Here is a 14,742-nt window from a genome sequence, read left to right as displayed (position 1 = left end):
AGCGCCGAACCCTTGACGATCGGAATGTCGTCGCCGGGGAATTCGTTCTTCGACAGAAGCTCGCGAACCTCGAGCTCGACCAGTTCCAAAAGCTCGGCGTCGTCGACCTGGTCGACCTTGTTCAAGAACACCACGATCGACGGCACGCCGACCTGACGGGCAAGCAGGATGTGCTCGCGGGTCTGCGGCATCGGGCCGTCGGCGGCCGACACCACCAGGATCGCGCCGTCCATCTGCGCGGCACCGGTGATCATGTTCTTCACATAGTCGGCGTGGCCGGGGCAGTCGACGTGAGCGTAGTGGCGGTTGGCCGTCTCGTATTCAACGTGAGCCGTCGAGATGGTGATGCCGCGCGCCTTCTCTTCCGGCGCCGCATCGATCTGGTCGTAGCGCTTGTACTCGCCAAAATACTTCGTGATCGCCGCCGTCAGCGACGTCTTGCCATGGTCAACGTGACCAATCGTGCCGATGTTCACATGAGGCTTAGTGCGCTCGAATTTACCTTTTGCCATAGTCTCTTTCCTTGGACGGCCTTGACCTTCAGTTCAGTCGAATGCGGGGCGATTAGCGACAAAGGCCAAAAAACACAAGCGTCTTTTGGCCGGGTGTCGTCTCACTCAGTCCGAACCTGGGATCCGATTGCGGGGATATGGCGCTGATATAGGAAGGCGATGGGGGAAATGGAATGGGTGACATGCCGATCGATCGAGGCCTGCATCCCATGTTCTTGCCGGCCAATTCCTGTCTCGATCACGGCCAGTTGATGGCCCATTGCGGCGGCCATCGAGGTCTGATCTCCTGACCCCATGCAATTCATCCCTGCCTCAATCCGCGGCCCGCTGTTCATGATCATCTCGACCGGGTCGTACCTGGTCAACGATACGATGATGAAACTCGCGACCGCGGGGTTGCCGTCCTATGAGGTGCTGTTCCTGCGTGGTGCCGCCGCGACGCTCTGGGGCTTCCCGCTGTTGTTCCTGCTGGGCTACGGCAAACAGATCCCGTTGATCTTCGACAGGCGCGTGCTGCGCAGGAACCTGCTCGAGCTGGCGGCGATCCTTTGCTACGTCGTGGCGCTCGCCAACATGCAGATCGCGGATTCCACGGCGCTGGGACAAATCACGCCGCTGCTGATGCTGGTCGGCTCGTCGATCCTGTTTGGCGAGCGCATCGGCGGCCAGCGCATGGCGCTGATCGGGCTCGGCTTCATCGGCGCGCTGATGGTGGCGCAGCCGACCATGCAAGGCATTTCGGTCTATGCGCTGCTGGCGCTCGGCAACGCCGCACTGGCAGCCGCGCGCGACCTCGCCGGCAGGCATGTGCCGACGGAGGTGCCGGGGATGATCGTGGCGATTTCCGCCGTGGTGGTGGTGCTGATCGGCGCGGGCGCGGCGCATCTGGCGTCCGAGCGCTGGGTGATGCCCGAAGCTCGCCATCTGCTGCTGCTGGCCGGCGCCGGTCTTTTCCTGATCTTCGGCCATTTCTTCATCTTCATGGCCTATCGCGTCGGGCCGACCAGCGCGGTGGCGCCGTTCTATTACTGCTTTACCGTCTGGGCCGTCATTTCGGGCCTGCTGGTGTTCGGCCAGTTCCCCAACGCGCTGGCGGTCTGCGGCATCCTGCTGGTGATGGCCAGCGGCCTGACCATCGTCTCGTTGGACCAGCGCAAGCGCCGGCTGACTGTCGTCGCCTAAAGCGCGCCGCGTCGAAACGGATGCGACGCGCTTCAGGTCTTTGTTATGAATGTCGTTCGCCCACAACCGACGTCACTTTCGGGCGACATGCATCGGGATCCCGGTGCTGCCAGCCCGAAGCGGGTAGCTCTTTCGACGGATCTGCCTGCCGGGATCGCAGGGCGGTTCAGCGTTTGATAGAACGCTGAACCCCTCTAACGATTTGTTTTTACGTTTTAGAGAGCCCGGTTTCCACTGAACTGGTGGTAGGCCCACAAGACGACCACCGCGCCCACCACGGCGACAATCAGGCTGTAGATGTTGAGCCCGGTCACGCCCGACGCGCCGAAAGCGCTGAAGATCAGGCCACCGACAATGGCGCCGACGATGCCGAGCACGATATCGAGTATGATGCCCTGACCGCTCTTGTTGACGATCTTGCTGCCTATGAAGCCGGCAATGACGCCGAGAATGATCCAGCTGATGATACCCATTTTTTCCTCTCCATCCTCCCGCCAACGGAACATTTTCATATGATTGTCAAAAGCTCAAGCCAGCTTGAAATTCCGCCCGAATAACCCATTGTTGAAGACGGGCCGGGTTTGGCTAGATGGAGGATCCACGATGGGACTTTTTGACAACGCCGTACCCGGCGGCAACATTACCAAACCACTGATGATCGCGCTCGGCGCGCTGCTGGTCGGAAAGATGCTGAGCGGCAAGGGCACCGAGCAGCCGGTTCAGCCTCAAGCCTCCGCTCCGACCGAAGCCAACCCCGGTGATGGCGGCCTGCTCGGCGGACTGGGCGGCCTGCTCGACAAGCTCAAGAACGCCGGCCACGGCAATGTCGCCGACTCCTGGGTCGGCACCGGGCAGAACCAGTCGATCAACGCCAACGATCTCGGCTCGGCACTCGGGCCGCAGGTGATCCGCGAGATCGCGCAGCGCGCCGGAATGGATGAGCAGGAATTGCTCAAGCAACTGTCAACGGCCTTGCCCGGCGTCGTCGACAAGCTGACGCCGAACGGCCAGGTGCCGCAACAGCACCAGGTGGCGTCTGCGTTCAACAGCTGACGCGGCACACACCGATGCCCTGAAGCGCTGCGCGCGTTGTCGCGCAGCGTTTCGGCTTACCGGAGATGTGGATGAGAGTCTGGAGCGGGTAGCGGGAATCGAACCCGCATATTCAGCTTGGAAGGCTGCTGCTCTACCACTGAGCTATACCCGCGCCTTGCACTGAAGTATCGGATTTACCCGAAAAGCGCCATGCACTTTTCGGCCCGATGCTTTTCTCGTTTCAGGGCTTCCGGGCCGGCAGTGGTGGAGAGGGTTGGATTCGAACCAACGTAGGCTAAGCCAACGGATTTACAGTCCGTCCCCTTTAACCACTCGGGCACCTCTCCAGTCTGCCGCCGGAGCCATGCAACGAGGCATTCTTGCCGATCCCGGAGCCCGAGTTGGATATCTTCTCCGAAATCAGCGAAGCGCCTTATGGCGGCAAGGCCAGTGGGTGTCAACCGCGCAGGAAGGGTTTTTCGATGTTGTTCGCCGGCTGCGGCGACGGGCCATATGCTTGGCCGGTGGAGACAGCTATAGAAGCCGGCCATGAGCAACAAGACCAATACCCCCAAAGACACCCATTACGCCAAGCTGCGCCGCGCGCACCGCGACGAGAAGAGCGGCGGCGCGCCGGCATTCCGGCCGCGCCAGCCCGTGCCGCCCGGCGAGAACGCCGCTGACGGCCTGGTGCGACTCTATGGCCTTCACACGGTGCGGGCAGCGCTCGACAATCCGCGCCGCAAGATTCGCAAAATGCTGGTGACCCGCAACGCGGCCGAGCGCCTGGAGATAGAAGATCTCGCCGCCCTGCCCTTCAAGGCGGAGTTGGTCGAGCCCAGGGACATCGACAAGATCACCGGGTCGGACGCCGTGCACCAGGGCGTGCTGATCGAGGCGGAGCCGCTGAAGCCGAAGCGCCTCGACGCGCTCGGCGACACGAGACTGGTGCTGGTGCTCGACCAGGTCACCGATCCGCACAATGTCGGCGCCATCCTGCGCTCGGCGGTCGCTTTCGGCGCCGGCGCGCTGATCACCACCGCGCGCCACAGCCCGCAGGAATCGGGCGTGCTGGCAAAGTCCGCCTCCGGCGCGCTGGAGCATATCGACCAGATCGAGGTGAAGAACCTGGCCGACGCGCTCGGGCAGTTGCACGAAGCCGGCTTCCAGACCATCGGGCTTGACTCGGACGGGCCGGCGGAACTCGAGACGAGCTTTGCCGGCGACAGGATCGCGCTGGTGCTCGGCGCCGAAGGCAAGGGCCTGCGCCAGAAGACGCGCGAGACAGTGACGACGCTGGCGCGGCTCGACATGCCCGGCGCCATCCGCTCGCTCAATGTGTCGAATGCCGCGGCGATCAGCCTTTATGCCGCACGGGCGTTCTTGAAGCGCGGCTGAGCCGCCTGTCTCGCAACGAGAAACAGGTTCCGGCGAAAGACGCAGGAACCCGTTCTCTGACAGGACAAGAGGTGGCGGCTTGGGAACCTCGCGCCGCCCTCTCCCGACCTATGCCGCTTTGCCTTTCACTTCGGTCGCTTCGCCACCGACCTCGAAATTGGCCATCCGCTCCAGCGCCCTGACCAGCGCCGAGTGATCCTCCTTCGCGCCGCCATTGGCGGCGCACGAGTTGAACAGTTGCTGGGTGGCCGAGGTGTTGGGCAGCGCCACGCCGAGCGCCTTGGCGCCCTCCAGTGCCAGGTTGAGATCCTTCTGGTGCAGTTCGATGCGAAAACCCGGCGCGAAGGCGCGTTTGACCATGCGCTCGCCATGCACTTCGAGGATGCGCGAGGCCGCCAGCCCGCCCATGAGCGCCTGCCTGACCTTGGCCGGATCAGCGCCGGCTTTTGAAGCAAAAACAAGCGCTTCGGCGACGGCTTCAATGGTCAACGCGACGACGATCTGATTTGCCACTTTGGTGGTCTGGCCGACGCCGTTAGGGCCGACCAGAGTGATGTTCTTGCCCATCTTTTCGAAGACGGGTTTTGCGCGCTCGAAGGGCTTTTCCTCGCCGCCGACCATGATGGTCAACGACGCCGCCTTGGCGCCGACCTCGCCGCCCGAAACCGGCGCGTCGAGATAGTCGCAGCCGAGTTCGTTGATCTTGCCGGCGAACACCTTGGTCTCGATCGGCGAGATCGAGCTCATGTCGATGACCAGTTTGCCTTTGGTCAGGCCGGACGCAGCGCCATTGTCGCCGAACAGCACGTCTGCGACCTGCGGGGTATCAGGCACCATGGTGATGACGATCCCCGCCGCCTTGGCGACGGCGGCGTGGCCGGAGACTGTTTTCAGGCCCTTGGCGACGAGATCCGCCGGCGGCTTTGAGCGATGGTCGCTGGTGATGACCTTGTAGCCAGCATCGAGCAGATGCCCCGCCATCGGCGCGCCCATGATGCCGAGGCCGATGAAGCCTATGGTTTCCATTGTGGTTCTCCGTCTTTTGTTAGGCCGCGTTCCTTCGCGCCCCCCTCTGGCCTGCCGGCCACCTCCCCTACGAGGGGGGAGATTGGCAACTTCAGCACCGGCTCTTAGGCAGCCGCGCTGCCCTGCCCGGCCAGGTCCCTGAACCAGCCCAGCCCTGCCTCGGTGCCGGCCTTCGGCTTGTATTCCGCACCGATCCAGCCGGAATAGCCGATGCGGTCGATGTGGTCGTAGAGGAAGGGATAGTTGATCTCGCCCGTCCCCGGCTCGTGACGGCCGGGATTGTCCGCAAGCTGGATATGCGCGATGCGGCCGAGGTTGGCCTCGATTTTACGGGCGAGATCCCCCTCCATGATCTGCATGTGGTAGATGTCGTATTGCAGGAACAGGTTTTTCGAGCCCACGCGGTCGATCAGCGCCAGCGCCTGGTCGGAGTAATTGAGGAAGAAGCCTGGAATGTCGCGCGTGTTGATCGGCTCGATCAGCAGCCGGATGCCGGCCTGTTCCAGCTTCTCCGCCGCGAAGGCGAGGTTTTCGACGAAAACATCCTCGAGCACCTTGCGGTCGACGCCCGCTGGCGCGATGCCGGCCAGGCAATTGACCTGCGCGCAGCCGAGCGCCTGTGCGTAGGTGATCGCCTTGGCGATGCCCTGGCGGAATTCCGGCACGCGGTCCGGCAGCACGGCGATGCCGCGTTCGCCCTTGCCCCAGTCGCCGGCCGGCAGGTTGAACAGCACCTGTGTCAGGCCATTCTTCTTCAGCCTGGCGGCCACCACCTCCGGCGCATGGTCATAAGGACCAATATATTCGACGCCCTTGAAGCCGGCGCGGGCGGCTGCGTCAAAACGGTCGAGGAAATCGTGCTCGCCAAAGAGCATCGACAGATTGGCGGAAAAACGCGGCATTCTTTTTGTCCTTCTCATCAGTCGAGCATCACGATCGCGGTCGGCGCGTCTTCCTGATGTTCGGCAAGTTCCTCGAATTCGGTGATCTTGTCGATCTCGGTGCCCATCGAGATGTTGGTGACGCGCTCCAGGATAAATTCGAGCACGACCGGAACCCGGTGCTCCTTCATCAGCCGTTGCGCCTGCTTGAAGGCGCCGGCGAACTCCTCGGGCTTGCGCACCCGGACCGCCTTGCAGCCCATCGCTTCGGCTACGGCGACATGGTCGACGCCGTAGCCGGCCTCGGGATCGCCCGATCGGTTGATGTTCTCGAAGGCGAGGCTGACCTCATAATCCATGGAGAAGCCACGTTGGGCCTGGCGGATCAGGCCGAGATAGGCGTTGTTCACGACGACATGGATGTAGGGCAGCTTGTGCTGCGCGCCGACCGCCAGTTCCTCGATCATGAACTGGAAATCATAGTCGCCCGACAGCGCCACGATGGTGCGGTCGGGATCGGCGGCGCGCACGCCAAGGGCTGCCGGCAGCGTCCAGCCGAGCGGCCCGGCTTGGCCGCAATTGATCCAGTTGCGCGGCTTGTAGACGTGCAGGAACTGCGCGCCGGCGATCTGCGACAGGCCGATCGTGGTGACATAGGTAACGTCGCGGCCGAACGCCTTGTTCATCTCCTCATAGACGCGCTGCGGCTTCAGCGGCACCTGGTCGAAATGCGTCTTGCGCTTCATCGTCTTCTTGCGGGCCTGGCATTCCTTGGCCCAGCCCGACCAGTCGCGCATCTTGCCCGCCGTCTTCCACTCGGTGGCGACGTCGAGCAGCATCTTCAGCGCCGCACCCGCATCCGATACGACGCCGAGATCCGGCGCGAAGACACGGCCGATCTGCGTGGGCTCGATGTCGACATGGATGAACTTCTTGCCCTTGGTGTAGACGTCCACAGAACCGGTGTGACGGTTGGCCCAGCGGTTGCCGATGCCGAAGACGAAATCGGCTTCCAGCATCGTGGCATTGCCGTAGCGATGCGAGGTCTGCAGCCCGCACATGCCGGCCATCAGCCGGTGGTCGTCGGGGATCGCGCCCCAGCCCATCAGCGTCGGGATGACCGGCACGCCTGATATTTCCGCGAATTCGATCAGCAGGTCGGATGCATCGGCATTGATGATGCCGCCGCCGGCGACGATCAGCGGCTTTTCCGCCGCATTGAGCATCGCCAGCGCCTTTTCGGCCTGGACGCGCGTCATCGCCGGCTTGAACGGCGCCAGCGGCTCATAGGCATCGATGTCGAACTCGATCTCGGCCAGCTGCACGTCGACCGGCAGGTCGATCAGCACCGGACCGGGCCGCGACGAGCGCATGAGATGAAACGCCTTCTGCAGCGCCATCGGCACGAGATAGGGCTCCATGACGGTGACCGCCCATTTGGCGACCGGTGCGGCGATGGCGGCGATGTCGACGGCCTGAAAATCCTCCTTGTTGAGCCGCGCACGCGGCGCCTGGCCGGTGATGCACAGGATCGGAATGGAATCGGCGGCGGCCGAGTAAAGACCGGTGATCATGTCGGTGCCGGCCGGCCCGGAGGTGCCGATGCAGAGCCCGATATTGCCCGCCTTGGCGCGGGTGAAGCCTTCCGCCATGTGGGAGGCGCCCTCGACGTGGCGGGCAAGGACATGGCGGATGGTGCCCCTCGCCTTCAGTGCCGAATAGAGCGGATTGATCGCCGCGCCCGGCACGCCGAAGGCGCAGGAGATGCCTTCCTTTTCGAGAACGAGAACCGCCGCATCGACAGCGCGCATCCTGGCCATTTTCCGGGCCTCCACTTGGGTTGTCATTGTTGATGGCCGAGAATGTCAGCAAGCCGGCTATTTCTCAATTTTTTCAGAATATTTTTTCATTTCTAGAAAACGGCGACTGCTCGCTGATTTTATTGGATTTTCTGTTTTCCAGGAATTGGCGGTCTCGCTACAGTGAAAAACTTTTTCATTGTATGTTTGGAGTAATCGGCGAAACTGGTGCGATGGAAACCACCGAAAAACGCCAGCGCGGCCGACCGCGCGCTTTCAACGGACCTGCCGAAACCAGTTCTGTGCAGTCGCTGGACCGGGCCTTGCGCATACTGGCCATTGTTGCCGAGGGCAGCGGCCTGTCGCTGAGCGAGATATCGGCACAAAGCGGCCTTGCCGCCTCCACCGCCTATCGCATGCTGACGACACTTGAAAACCACGGCATGGTCGAGTTCGACACATCAGACCAGTTGTGGTCGATCGGCGTCGAGACCTACCGCATGGGCGCGGCCTTCCTGCGCCGCCGCAAGCTGGTCGACCGCGCCCGCATCGTCATGCAGGAGCTGATGGAGAGAACCGGCGAGACCGCCAATCTCGGCGTCGCCGAGGATGATTGCGTGGTGTTCGTCAGCCAGGTCGAGACGCACCAGGCGATCCGCGCCTTCTTCCGCCCGGGCACGCGCAGCCCCTTTCACGCCTCCGGCATAGGCAAGGCGGTGCTGGCGCATCTCGAGCCGGAGCGCGTCGGCACCATTCTGCGCAAGGCCGGCCTGCAGCGCTTCACCGACAAGACATTGTCCGATATCCCTGCCCTCGCCCACGATCTGGCCGTCATCAAGCAGCGCGGCTGGTCGGTCGACGACGAAGAGCGGCACCCCGGCATGCGCTGCGTGGCGGCCGCCATCTTCAACGAATTCGGCGAGCCGATCGGCGGCGTTTCCGTATCGGGGCCGACCGTGCGGGTGACGCCGGAGCGGCTGGCCGAGATCGGGCCGATGGTGCGCAGTGCCGCGGCCGAGGTGACCCGGATGATCGGCGGCGCGCAAGCCGGCTGATCAGCCTGCCCCGGGCAGCGCGCTCCTGGTCGCAATATCGAAGAAATCGAGCAGCATGGCCGTGCCGACACCCCAAGCGCCGGCGGCATGGGCTCCGTCTTGCCGTGGCGTTCGAATGCATGCGAAAGGGCGCGGATGAGGAAAATAGTTCAGCTTCTGCTTGTCGCTTCGCTATGCGGATGCGTTGCGACGACACCTCGACCCGGTGCCAGCGACCAGCGTGTCGATCCCATTCCGTTCTCGCTCGCGCTCGAGGAGATCGTCATCACCGGCATTCGACAGCGCTTGCCGGATCCAGCTTCCGCCAGGCTCGGAAGGACGCTTGCCGGCGAGCGGACAGTGAACGGCCGTAAGGAGATCGTGGTCTGCGGCTTCGTCAGCGGCAAGACTGCGGCCGGCGGGTCTGGCGTCGACCAAGCCTTCATCGCCAGGATCTACCCGGATTCGGCAAGCAGCTTCGAGCTTGTCGCCATGGGCGGCGCTTCGGAAACAAGGCGCCTCGCCGACAGCACCTGCAGCGCGGCCGGATTGCCGGTTTCTGATCCCGCGAACACGCAGCTGTAAGTATTTGTGAGACAACGAAAAGGGGCTCGCGCGAGCCCCTTTTTTCTGTTGATAATCCTCCTCTCAGAGCCGGCAATAGTGGCTGTAGCCGTCGTAGCCGACATAAGTGTCGGAGTCCGGATCGTAGCTGGAGTAGCGATCGAAGCAGCGACGCACATGCCAGGAACCTCCGTCTTCGTCGACATAGACGGTGCGCGGGGGCTGCTGGGCAAGCAGGCTGCCAAGGACGAACCCGCCGACCCCGGCGGCAATGCCGATGCCGAGGTCGTGGTGATGCGAATGAGCCGCCGAAGGCTGAACGGTGCCGACCAGCGTGGTGGCGGCGACGGTGGTTGCGATGAGGCCGGAAACGAGTGTGCGCTTGAACATGATGATCTCCTTGCTTCGTTGACCGAGGCGATCCATCCGCCTCTTGATCATCTGTCGCTGCCGCGCAGGAAAAGGTTCGAGGCTTTTTTGATTTTTTTGCGGAGATGCTGCCGGGTCCCTGCCCGTGGGCTCCCGGATGCAAAAGGGCGGCCGAGGCCGCCCTTCGAACGCAACGGGCCTTGGCATCAAAGGATGATAACCACCCGGCCATGGTGATGATGCCGGTGATGGTGGTGGTGCCACCAGTAGTCGCCATAGTCGTCGTCGTAGTAATGATGGTGATGATGCATGCCGTGAGCCGACGACGTCTGAACCGTGGCGGCAAGCGCGCCCGTGGCAACGAAAACGGCTACGAGAGCGGAAGTGAGCATGCGCTTGAACATGATGATCTCCTGGATCCTTGACGAGGCGACCATTCGCCTCTGGAGATCAGTCGGCGCGGCCTGTCAAAAGGTTCGAAATGTCGAGGAGATTTCTTCGGAACGTAGGCAGTAGGCAGTAGGCAGTAGTGAAATGGCACCAAGCAGATACGAACGATGCAATTCCCTACTGCCTACTGCCAATTCCCTCACCCCATCCCCGTGACATGCCGAAGCCAGAAGGCGAGCGCGATGAATCCGATGATCGTGGTCACGCCGGTCCAGTCGACATTGGCCTTCCTGACGTCGCTGATGAGCTTGACCAGCAGCATCCAGGCGATGACAACGAGGGGGAGAATGATGACAAGTCTGATCATGCGACACTCCAGTCCGAAGCGATTGCACCTCGTTCATATGTAGGAAGCGCGCTCGTGGATTGCAGCATTGGGCCGGCGGCGGCGTCATCCACCGCCGGGGTAGCCGAAAACGGAGTTTTGTCTTTACTGGCGCACGAAATATGCTACCGGAGCGCCGTGCCCTTGTAGCTCAGCTGGTAGAGCAGCGGTTTTGTAATTCGCTGGGTCAATCAGCTAAGGCGTTGGAAAGCCAGGATGTTTTCCAAAGCCGGGTTTCAGGGGTATACGTACGGGTAAATGTGCCGCCTTAGCTCAGATGGTAGAGCAGTAGTTTTGTAAACTATTGGTCGGGGGTTCGAGTCCCTCAGGCGGCACCACACTCGCGGCTCATAGGGGAACAGCCGTCATGTGGCCTTATCTCAAAACGACAGATACAGACAAAAGGACGTGGTTGGAGCTATTTAAGCCGCCATTTGATCCCTTTGTCGAATTGGTGAAACAAGATGGACGAGAGCTGTTGCTATTGAAGGCAAATAGCCTTTCCAGCATTGCGGATTCTCGGGACACCTATGAGGCCGCAAAAATTCTCGTAAGGCAGATGAACAGCGTCGTTGTAGCCATGATTGGGTTATCAGAGGTCACTGTAGATGGAACCTGCGAGCAACGTGAAGGTCGCCTGCGGTGTACCGTCCATCTGGAACCGCAATCTATCCATTTCCGGTTCGGTATGGGGTCGCCCAGGCTCCAAGTGTTCGATTCCTCTGGAAAGCTAATTGAGCGGCCGCCAGAGCCGTCAACTGCCCAGAAGCGGATTAAAGTCGCTTTAGCTCACGAAGCCATCTCAAACGCATTGCTTTATTGCGGATCGGACCCAGATTGGTTCGATCTCTACAAAGCCTTCGAGTGCTTGCGCGACGCCGAACTCTTGGGAGGCCATCCCACCAAAAATTTCACTCAGACCGCAAATGCCATGTTTCGTCATCGACAGGGAAAATACGATATGCCTAAGCGGCCGATGCATATTGAAGAAGCATGCCGGCTCGTCCGCAGTTGGATTTCGGAGGCGATGGACCGGCTGCAATGACCCTTGGCGAGGATGGCGCACTACCTCAGCAATTTGTGAATTTCCTAACCGGCCCGTGTCGCAGTTCGTGCTAATCGTCCAAGCTATTTTGGGTTTGCGACGTACAGAACCCGCAGAGATCGCTTTCAAAGAACTCAATTCGCTCATCGTATTCGGGATAGTTGCCGCACCGGATGCAGACCCATCCCTTGATCCTGGCCTTTGTTTTCCAAGCATGAGCGGCAGACCCGCCCTCCAGCAGCCTTTTTGACGCTCCCATTTCGGCTCTCCGTTGCGAGCAAATCGACATTATAGCACGGCACCGGCTGATTCGCCCTCGCCTTTGCAAAAGCGATGCGTGTCATTCCCAGCGCTCCGTCAAAGGTATTTCTCGCCCTCAGCACGGTGTTCGAAACAGAACCAATGCGGCGATTGCTTTGGTTTAGCAAAGCCCCATCCGGCATCCTTACCGCAGCGCAGATGTTCGCAAAAATGATGCTGTATGCTGGGCGGCGTTGCATATTCTGGTTGCAGCAATTTGATTTCGTCGCTCATCCGTGCACTGATTTTTGCCTTGATCCGGACAGCGCATCGAGCCGCTGTTGAAGGTGCCCATTGAGCACGATCATTTCCTTTAGCGCCTTCACGGGGTCGCCTTTGTGAAGGGCAATGAATTTATCGGCCGTGGCTTGAAGTGCAGCCTCTTGGCGGCTGTCGAGCCTGACAATGTGGTCCATTTCATTGTCTCCTAGTGGTCTATGCCGGTCAGTGAACAAAAACGGAACAAAATTGTCAAGATCGAATTGACTTGGCAAGGAATAGGTTCCTATTTCATCGCCATGCCCGAGCAACCGCCCAAGCGCCGCACAACCATCTGGTTCCTTAGTTCCGCCGTTCAACACGGGCAGTTGGTATGGGTAGATTGCGGGTATTGCCATGATCGTTACGGCCGCCGCTATTACGATCCCGCCGACCTCATGAAGCTCTTTGGCGATGTCGATGTGAACTGCCTCTGCCGCGCGATGAAGTGCGAGCGGTGCGGTCGAAAGGACAACATTGAATGCGATGTCATCGTGCCCGTTGCGGCTGAGCGCGAGCGGATGACCGTGCGACGGCTGGTCAAGATACAGGTTCGGAAAAGCCCGGTCTGGCGCGAAGACTAGAACAGCGATCCTTGGGCGGGCGGCTGTTGCGGGAACTTAATCTGTGTGGCCGGCTTCTCGACAATCACCACGGCGTCGTCTGGCGCCGGCCGCTGCATATGCCGCGCTTCGGACCATGGTGCGGTTAGCCAGGCATTGACGTCCTCCAAAGTGGTCAGGATCACCGGCATAGCCTTTTCATGGATCGGCGCAATGAGGGCGTTAGGTTTGGTCGTCATGAAGCCGTAAAGGTCAAAGTCGCCCGGTCCGTCTTTGACCCGGCGAACGCCGTGCCAGTGGGTCCAAAAGCCGGCGAAAAAGAACAACGGCCGATCTTCGCTGCGGGCAAACCAATAGTTGCGCTGAATGCCCGTCTCGGGGTCTTTGTCGTTCGGGGTTGGACTAGGCTCTGCAAAGCTCGTTACCGGCACGACGCACCGATTTTCAATGCCAACGTATTGCTGCCAATGCGCATATTGCGGGTTGCGAATGTTGGCGGTGCCATAGTCGGCTTTGCCCTTTACTCGTTCTATCGGCGTGGGCATTCCCCAAAGCAGCTTGGCTAGCTCGCGCTGGCCGTCTGCGGCGTTGCGCACGACCGGCCCCGGCATGTTGGGATAAACATCAACGGACGGTTCAAGGTTGCCCATGATATCCCGCAACGTGCGCGTCCACTCGCGGATGGCGTCTTGGCTGGTGGTGATGTTGTAAAGATTGCACATACCTTCGAATGTGCATCAACTAAACGCGGTTCGCCAGTGGCGGAGAATTTACCCCACCGCTTCCCCTGTCCGCCCCGCTTGCGGTGCCGACACCATCGAATCGTTGAATTCGCTACGGTTTGTCGTCGGCTTGGCCGCGCTGGCGTCTGTTTGAATGACCGATGCTCTGGAAATGGTCATTGGATTTGCCCCATCACCATTTCGTCTTCGCCGTGCAACTTGGCGTGGACAGGCGCTTGTTCCGCGTTTCGGAAAGGCGTTGGAAGATTGCGGAGGCTACAAACTCTGACCTTGGGACGCCAAGAGGCAGCTCAAACCTTGCCGCCTAGCGGCCTATTTAGAAACAATATATCGGAGTATGGCCATACCCTCCGAAGCGACCGCAATTGCAAAATCAAGTGGCGGCTCGTGGATTTGGTCCAATGGCGACCCGTGGCGGTAATAGTGACCGACCTTAACCCACGCCTTGAACACGTTCAGAACTCTGTCACTGATCACGCCCGCGTCTACCCAGGATGCGTATCGCTGTAGCAATATCGGCCTGAAGTACGTGTCAATGGCGGTATCACTCACTCGATCGATCTTCGGCTGTTTGATCACCGTCAGAAATGCGCTCTCAACTGCCTCGAAAATATCGCGAATGAGCCGCTTCCCACTTTGATTGGCAACGCCGAGGTTAGCGATTGCCGACTGGAATGCATGAAGCGCCGACTTGTATTGGGGGTCAGCGAGCCCAGCGATAGAAGCCTGCACAGCGTGCTCAAACTCTTCGTCAACGAAGAAGTGAACGCCGCATTTATCGTCAACTCTGTAACGAACTTGCTCTTCCTTAAAGATCACCTGAACCTCTCGACGGATCAGCATGCTCTCGTCGTTCATACGGTACCAATAGGTCAACGCACTCAGGACATCTGCAATGTCATATTCCATCCAGAATTTGCGATGTTGGTAGTCTCCAAGTCGCGTGGGGTAGTCTACGCCAAGAACACGTTCCATCAACTCGGCAAATTCGTGCCTTTGCAGATCACCGCCATCCATGAACATCATAAAGAAGCGGCGGCGCATCCTCTCGCTATCGGGCAAGAGAACGGGCTCGCGGATATAGTTTCGCCTAAATATGCCGCCGATCTCTACATCCGCCATCTCACACCCCAAAACAAAGTCAGCGCCACACCGTGAATAGCCGAGTGATATAAACGAGGGTCAGGAATATTTGGTAGAAAAATGTGAGCGGGCGATCGGATAACTGACACGCGCCTAGCCCCCGCCCCCTCGTTGG

The 14,742-nt window shown here is 60.5% G+C and carries 20 protein-coding genes and 3 tRNA genes; 8 read left to right on the top strand and 15 right to left on the bottom strand.

Features of this window, described 5'->3' with window-relative positions:
- Nucleotides 1-512 (bottom strand): GTP-binding protein (locus tag FJ546_RS27455; protein WP_140892167.1); only part of this gene is annotated, 512 nt, incomplete at its 3' end.
- Between the two features lie 101 nt (nt 513-613).
- The gene (locus FJ546_RS31365) at nt 614-784 is read right to left on the bottom strand and encodes a hypothetical protein (RefSeq protein ID WP_181168108.1); all 171 of its coding nucleotides are present in this window, start codon (nt 782-784) and stop codon (nt 614-616) included.
- Nucleotides 785-806: 22 nt separating this feature from the next.
- Here FJ546_RS31365 and FJ546_RS27450 point away from each other — a divergent pair, with 22 nt between their 5' ends.
- Nucleotides 807-1,694, top strand: coding sequence for a DMT family transporter (locus FJ546_RS27450; RefSeq protein ID WP_140892166.1), 888 nt, complete (start codon nt 807-809; stop codon nt 1,692-1,694).
- Nucleotides 1,695-1,909: 215 nt separating this feature from the next.
- Here FJ546_RS27450 and FJ546_RS27445 read toward each other — a convergent pair whose 3' ends face one another.
- Nucleotides 1,910-2,167 (bottom strand): GlsB/YeaQ/YmgE family stress response membrane protein, encoded by a 258-nt coding sequence (locus FJ546_RS27445; protein ID WP_140892165.1) that lies wholly within the window; start codon nt 2,165-2,167, stop codon nt 1,910-1,912.
- A gap of 130 nt (nt 2,168-2,297) precedes the next feature.
- Between FJ546_RS27445 and FJ546_RS27440 the strand changes: the two genes are divergently transcribed.
- The gene (locus tag FJ546_RS27440; protein WP_140892164.1) at nt 2,298-2,747 is read left to right on the top strand and encodes a YidB family protein; all 450 of its coding nucleotides are present in this window, start codon (nt 2,298-2,300) and stop codon (nt 2,745-2,747) included.
- A gap of 80 nt (nt 2,748-2,827) precedes the next feature.
- Here FJ546_RS27440 and FJ546_RS27435 read toward each other — a convergent pair.
- Together FJ546_RS27435 and FJ546_RS27430 are read right to left on the bottom strand one after the other, a co-directional pair.
- Nucleotides 2,828-2,901 (bottom strand) — tRNA-Gly (locus tag FJ546_RS27435).
- Between the two features lie 90 nt (nt 2,902-2,991).
- Nucleotides 2,992-3,076 (bottom strand) — tRNA-Tyr (locus FJ546_RS27430).
- A gap of 202 nt (nt 3,077-3,278) precedes the next feature.
- Between FJ546_RS27430 and FJ546_RS27425 the strand changes: the two genes are divergently transcribed.
- A complete protein-coding gene (locus FJ546_RS27425) occupies nt 3,279-4,127 on the top strand; it encodes an RNA methyltransferase (protein WP_140892163.1) in 849 nt (282 codons plus the stop codon).
- A 108-nt stretch (nt 4,128-4,235) separates the two neighbouring features.
- On the opposite strand, the gene FJ546_RS27420 is transcribed toward FJ546_RS27425, so the two are convergent.
- The 3 genes from FJ546_RS27420 to gcl all read right to left on the bottom strand — a co-directional run bounded on the left by FJ546_RS27420 (nt 4,236) and on the right by gcl (nt 7,854).
- On the bottom strand, nt 4,236-5,153 hold the full coding sequence (locus tag FJ546_RS27420) for a 2-hydroxy-3-oxopropionate reductase (protein ID WP_140892162.1): 918 nt from the start codon (nt 5,151-5,153) through the stop codon (nt 4,236-4,238).
- 104 nt (nt 5,154-5,257) lie between these two features.
- A complete protein-coding gene (gene otnI / locus FJ546_RS27415) occupies nt 5,258-6,055 on the bottom strand; it encodes a 2-oxo-tetronate isomerase (RefSeq protein ID WP_140892161.1) in 798 nt (265 codons plus the stop codon).
- Between the two features lie 17 nt (nt 6,056-6,072).
- Entirely contained in the window at nt 6,073-7,854 is a 1,782-nt protein-coding gene (gcl, locus tag FJ546_RS27410) for a glyoxylate carboligase (RefSeq protein ID WP_140892160.1), read from the bottom strand.
- 212 nt (nt 7,855-8,066) lie between these two features.
- On the opposite strand from gcl, the gene bhcR reads away from it, so the two are divergent.
- Nucleotides 8,067-8,888, top strand: a complete 822-nt coding sequence (bhcR, locus tag FJ546_RS27405; RefSeq protein WP_140892159.1) for an HTH-type transcriptional regulator BhcR — start codon at nt 8,067-8,069, stop codon at nt 8,886-8,888.
- Nucleotides 8,889-9,023: 135 nt separating this feature from the next.
- Nucleotides 9,024-9,452, top strand: coding sequence for a hypothetical protein (locus tag FJ546_RS27400; protein WP_181168107.1), 429 nt, complete (start codon nt 9,024-9,026; stop codon nt 9,450-9,452).
- Nucleotides 9,453-9,515: 63 nt separating this feature from the next.
- Here the strand turns inward: FJ546_RS27400 and FJ546_RS27395 are convergent, their stop codons facing one another.
- From FJ546_RS27395 to FJ546_RS27385, 3 genes are all read right to left on the bottom strand, one after another.
- A complete protein-coding gene (locus FJ546_RS27395; RefSeq protein WP_140892157.1) occupies nt 9,516-9,821 on the bottom strand; it encodes a BA14K family protein in 306 nt (101 codons plus the stop codon).
- A gap of 185 nt (nt 9,822-10,006) precedes the next feature.
- A complete protein-coding gene (locus tag FJ546_RS27390; protein WP_140892156.1) occupies nt 10,007-10,204 on the bottom strand; it encodes a hypothetical protein in 198 nt (65 codons plus the stop codon).
- A gap of 185 nt (nt 10,205-10,389) precedes the next feature.
- Nucleotides 10,390-10,557 (bottom strand): hypothetical protein, encoded by a 168-nt coding sequence (locus FJ546_RS27385; protein WP_140892155.1) that lies wholly within the window; start codon nt 10,555-10,557, stop codon nt 10,390-10,392.
- Nucleotides 10,558-10,837: 280 nt separating this feature from the next.
- Between FJ546_RS27385 and FJ546_RS27380 the strand changes: the two genes are divergently transcribed.
- Both FJ546_RS27380 and FJ546_RS27375 read left to right on the top strand, forming a co-directional pair.
- Nucleotides 10,838-10,913, top strand: a tRNA-Thr gene (locus FJ546_RS27380).
- 29 nt (nt 10,914-10,942) lie between these two features.
- Entirely contained in the window at nt 10,943-11,620 is a 678-nt protein-coding gene (locus FJ546_RS27375) for a hypothetical protein (RefSeq protein WP_140892154.1), read from the top strand.
- 357 nt (nt 11,621-11,977) lie between these two features.
- On the opposite strand, the gene FJ546_RS31360 is transcribed toward FJ546_RS27375, so the two are convergent.
- Nucleotides 11,978-12,154: a hypothetical protein gene (locus FJ546_RS31360; RefSeq protein ID WP_181168106.1), complete on the bottom strand. Its 177-nt coding sequence runs from the start codon at nt 12,152-12,154 to the stop codon at nt 11,978-11,980.
- Nucleotides 12,151-12,336: a hypothetical protein gene (locus FJ546_RS27370; protein WP_140892153.1), complete on the bottom strand. Its 186-nt coding sequence runs from the start codon at nt 12,334-12,336 to the stop codon at nt 12,151-12,153. Before FJ546_RS27370 ends, FJ546_RS31360 begins: the two co-directional genes overlap by 4 nt.
- Before the next feature lie 21 nt (nt 12,337-12,357).
- Between FJ546_RS27370 and FJ546_RS27365 the strand changes: the two genes are divergently transcribed.
- A complete protein-coding gene (locus FJ546_RS27365) occupies nt 12,358-12,762 on the top strand; it encodes a hypothetical protein (protein ID WP_140892152.1) in 405 nt (134 codons plus the stop codon).
- On the opposite strand, the gene FJ546_RS27360 is transcribed toward FJ546_RS27365, so the two are convergent.
- Nucleotides 12,759-13,463: an SOS response-associated peptidase gene (locus FJ546_RS27360; RefSeq protein ID WP_140892151.1), complete on the bottom strand. Its 705-nt coding sequence runs from the start codon at nt 13,461-13,463 to the stop codon at nt 12,759-12,761. The genes FJ546_RS27365 and FJ546_RS27360 overlap by 4 nt on opposite strands.
- Before the next feature lie 333 nt (nt 13,464-13,796).
- Nucleotides 13,797-14,606, bottom strand: a complete 810-nt coding sequence (locus FJ546_RS27355) for a hypothetical protein (RefSeq protein ID WP_140892150.1) — start codon at nt 14,604-14,606, stop codon at nt 13,797-13,799.
- Nucleotides 14,607-14,742: the final 136 nt, after the last annotated feature.

Source organism: Mesorhizobium sp. B2-4-19, from assembly GCF_006441315.1.
GTDB lineage: Bacteria > Pseudomonadota > Alphaproteobacteria > Rhizobiales > Rhizobiaceae > Mesorhizobium.
Note: the sequence above shows the minus strand (reverse complement) of the source record. Positions and strands in the feature narration are given on the sequence as shown.

Excerpts from the sequence above, each read along its gene's own strand:
- FJ546_RS27420 (WP_140892162.1), bottom strand. The coding sequence starts at position 5,153 with ATGGAAACCATAGGCTTCATCGGCCTCGGCATCATGGGCGCGCCGATG.
- FJ546_RS27365 (WP_140892152.1), top strand. The coding sequence starts at position 12,358 with ATGCCGGTCAGTGAACAAAAACGGAACAAAATTGTCAAGATCGAATTG.
- otnI (WP_140892161.1), bottom strand. The coding sequence starts at position 6,055 with ATGCCGCGTTTTTCCGCCAATCTGTCGATGCTCTTTGGCGAGCACGAT.
- FJ546_RS31365 (WP_181168108.1), bottom strand. The coding sequence starts at position 784 with ATGGCCGCCGCAATGGGCCATCAACTGGCCGTGATCGAGACAGGAATT.
- FJ546_RS27355 (WP_140892150.1), bottom strand. The coding sequence starts at position 14,606 with ATGGCGGATGTAGAGATCGGCGGCATATTTAGGCGAAACTATATCCGC.
- FJ546_RS27445 (WP_140892165.1), bottom strand. The coding sequence starts at position 2,167 with ATGGGTATCATCAGCTGGATCATTCTCGGCGTCATTGCCGGCTTCATA.
- FJ546_RS27425 (WP_140892163.1), top strand. The coding sequence starts at position 3,279 with ATGAGCAACAAGACCAATACCCCCAAAGACACCCATTACGCCAAGCTG.
- FJ546_RS27440 (WP_140892164.1), top strand. The coding sequence starts at position 2,298 with ATGGGACTTTTTGACAACGCCGTACCCGGCGGCAACATTACCAAACCA.
- FJ546_RS27390 (WP_140892156.1), bottom strand. The coding sequence starts at position 10,204 with ATGTTCAAGCGCATGCTCACTTCCGCTCTCGTAGCCGTTTTCGTTGCC.
- FJ546_RS27450 (WP_140892166.1), top strand. The coding sequence starts at position 807 with ATGCAATTCATCCCTGCCTCAATCCGCGGCCCGCTGTTCATGATCATC.
- FJ546_RS31360 (WP_181168106.1), bottom strand. The coding sequence starts at position 12,154 with ATGAGCGACGAAATCAAATTGCTGCAACCAGAATATGCAACGCCGCCC.
- FJ546_RS27400 (WP_181168107.1), top strand. The coding sequence starts at position 9,024 with ATGAGGAAAATAGTTCAGCTTCTGCTTGTCGCTTCGCTATGCGGATGC.
- FJ546_RS27370 (WP_140892153.1), bottom strand. The coding sequence starts at position 12,336 with ATGGACCACATTGTCAGGCTCGACAGCCGCCAAGAGGCTGCACTTCAA.
- gcl (WP_140892160.1), bottom strand. The coding sequence starts at position 7,854 with ATGGCCAGGATGCGCGCTGTCGATGCGGCGGTTCTCGTTCTCGAAAAG.
- FJ546_RS27395 (WP_140892157.1), bottom strand. The coding sequence starts at position 9,821 with ATGTTCAAGCGCACACTCGTTTCCGGCCTCATCGCAACCACCGTCGCC.
- FJ546_RS27385 (WP_140892155.1), bottom strand. The coding sequence starts at position 10,557 with ATGATCAGACTTGTCATCATTCTCCCCCTCGTTGTCATCGCCTGGATG.
- bhcR (WP_140892159.1), top strand. The coding sequence starts at position 8,067 with ATGGAAACCACCGAAAAACGCCAGCGCGGCCGACCGCGCGCTTTCAAC.
- FJ546_RS27375 (WP_140892154.1), top strand. The coding sequence starts at position 10,943 with ATGTGGCCTTATCTCAAAACGACAGATACAGACAAAAGGACGTGGTTG.
- FJ546_RS27360 (WP_140892151.1), bottom strand. The coding sequence starts at position 13,463 with ATGTGCAATCTTTACAACATCACCACCAGCCAAGACGCCATCCGCGAG.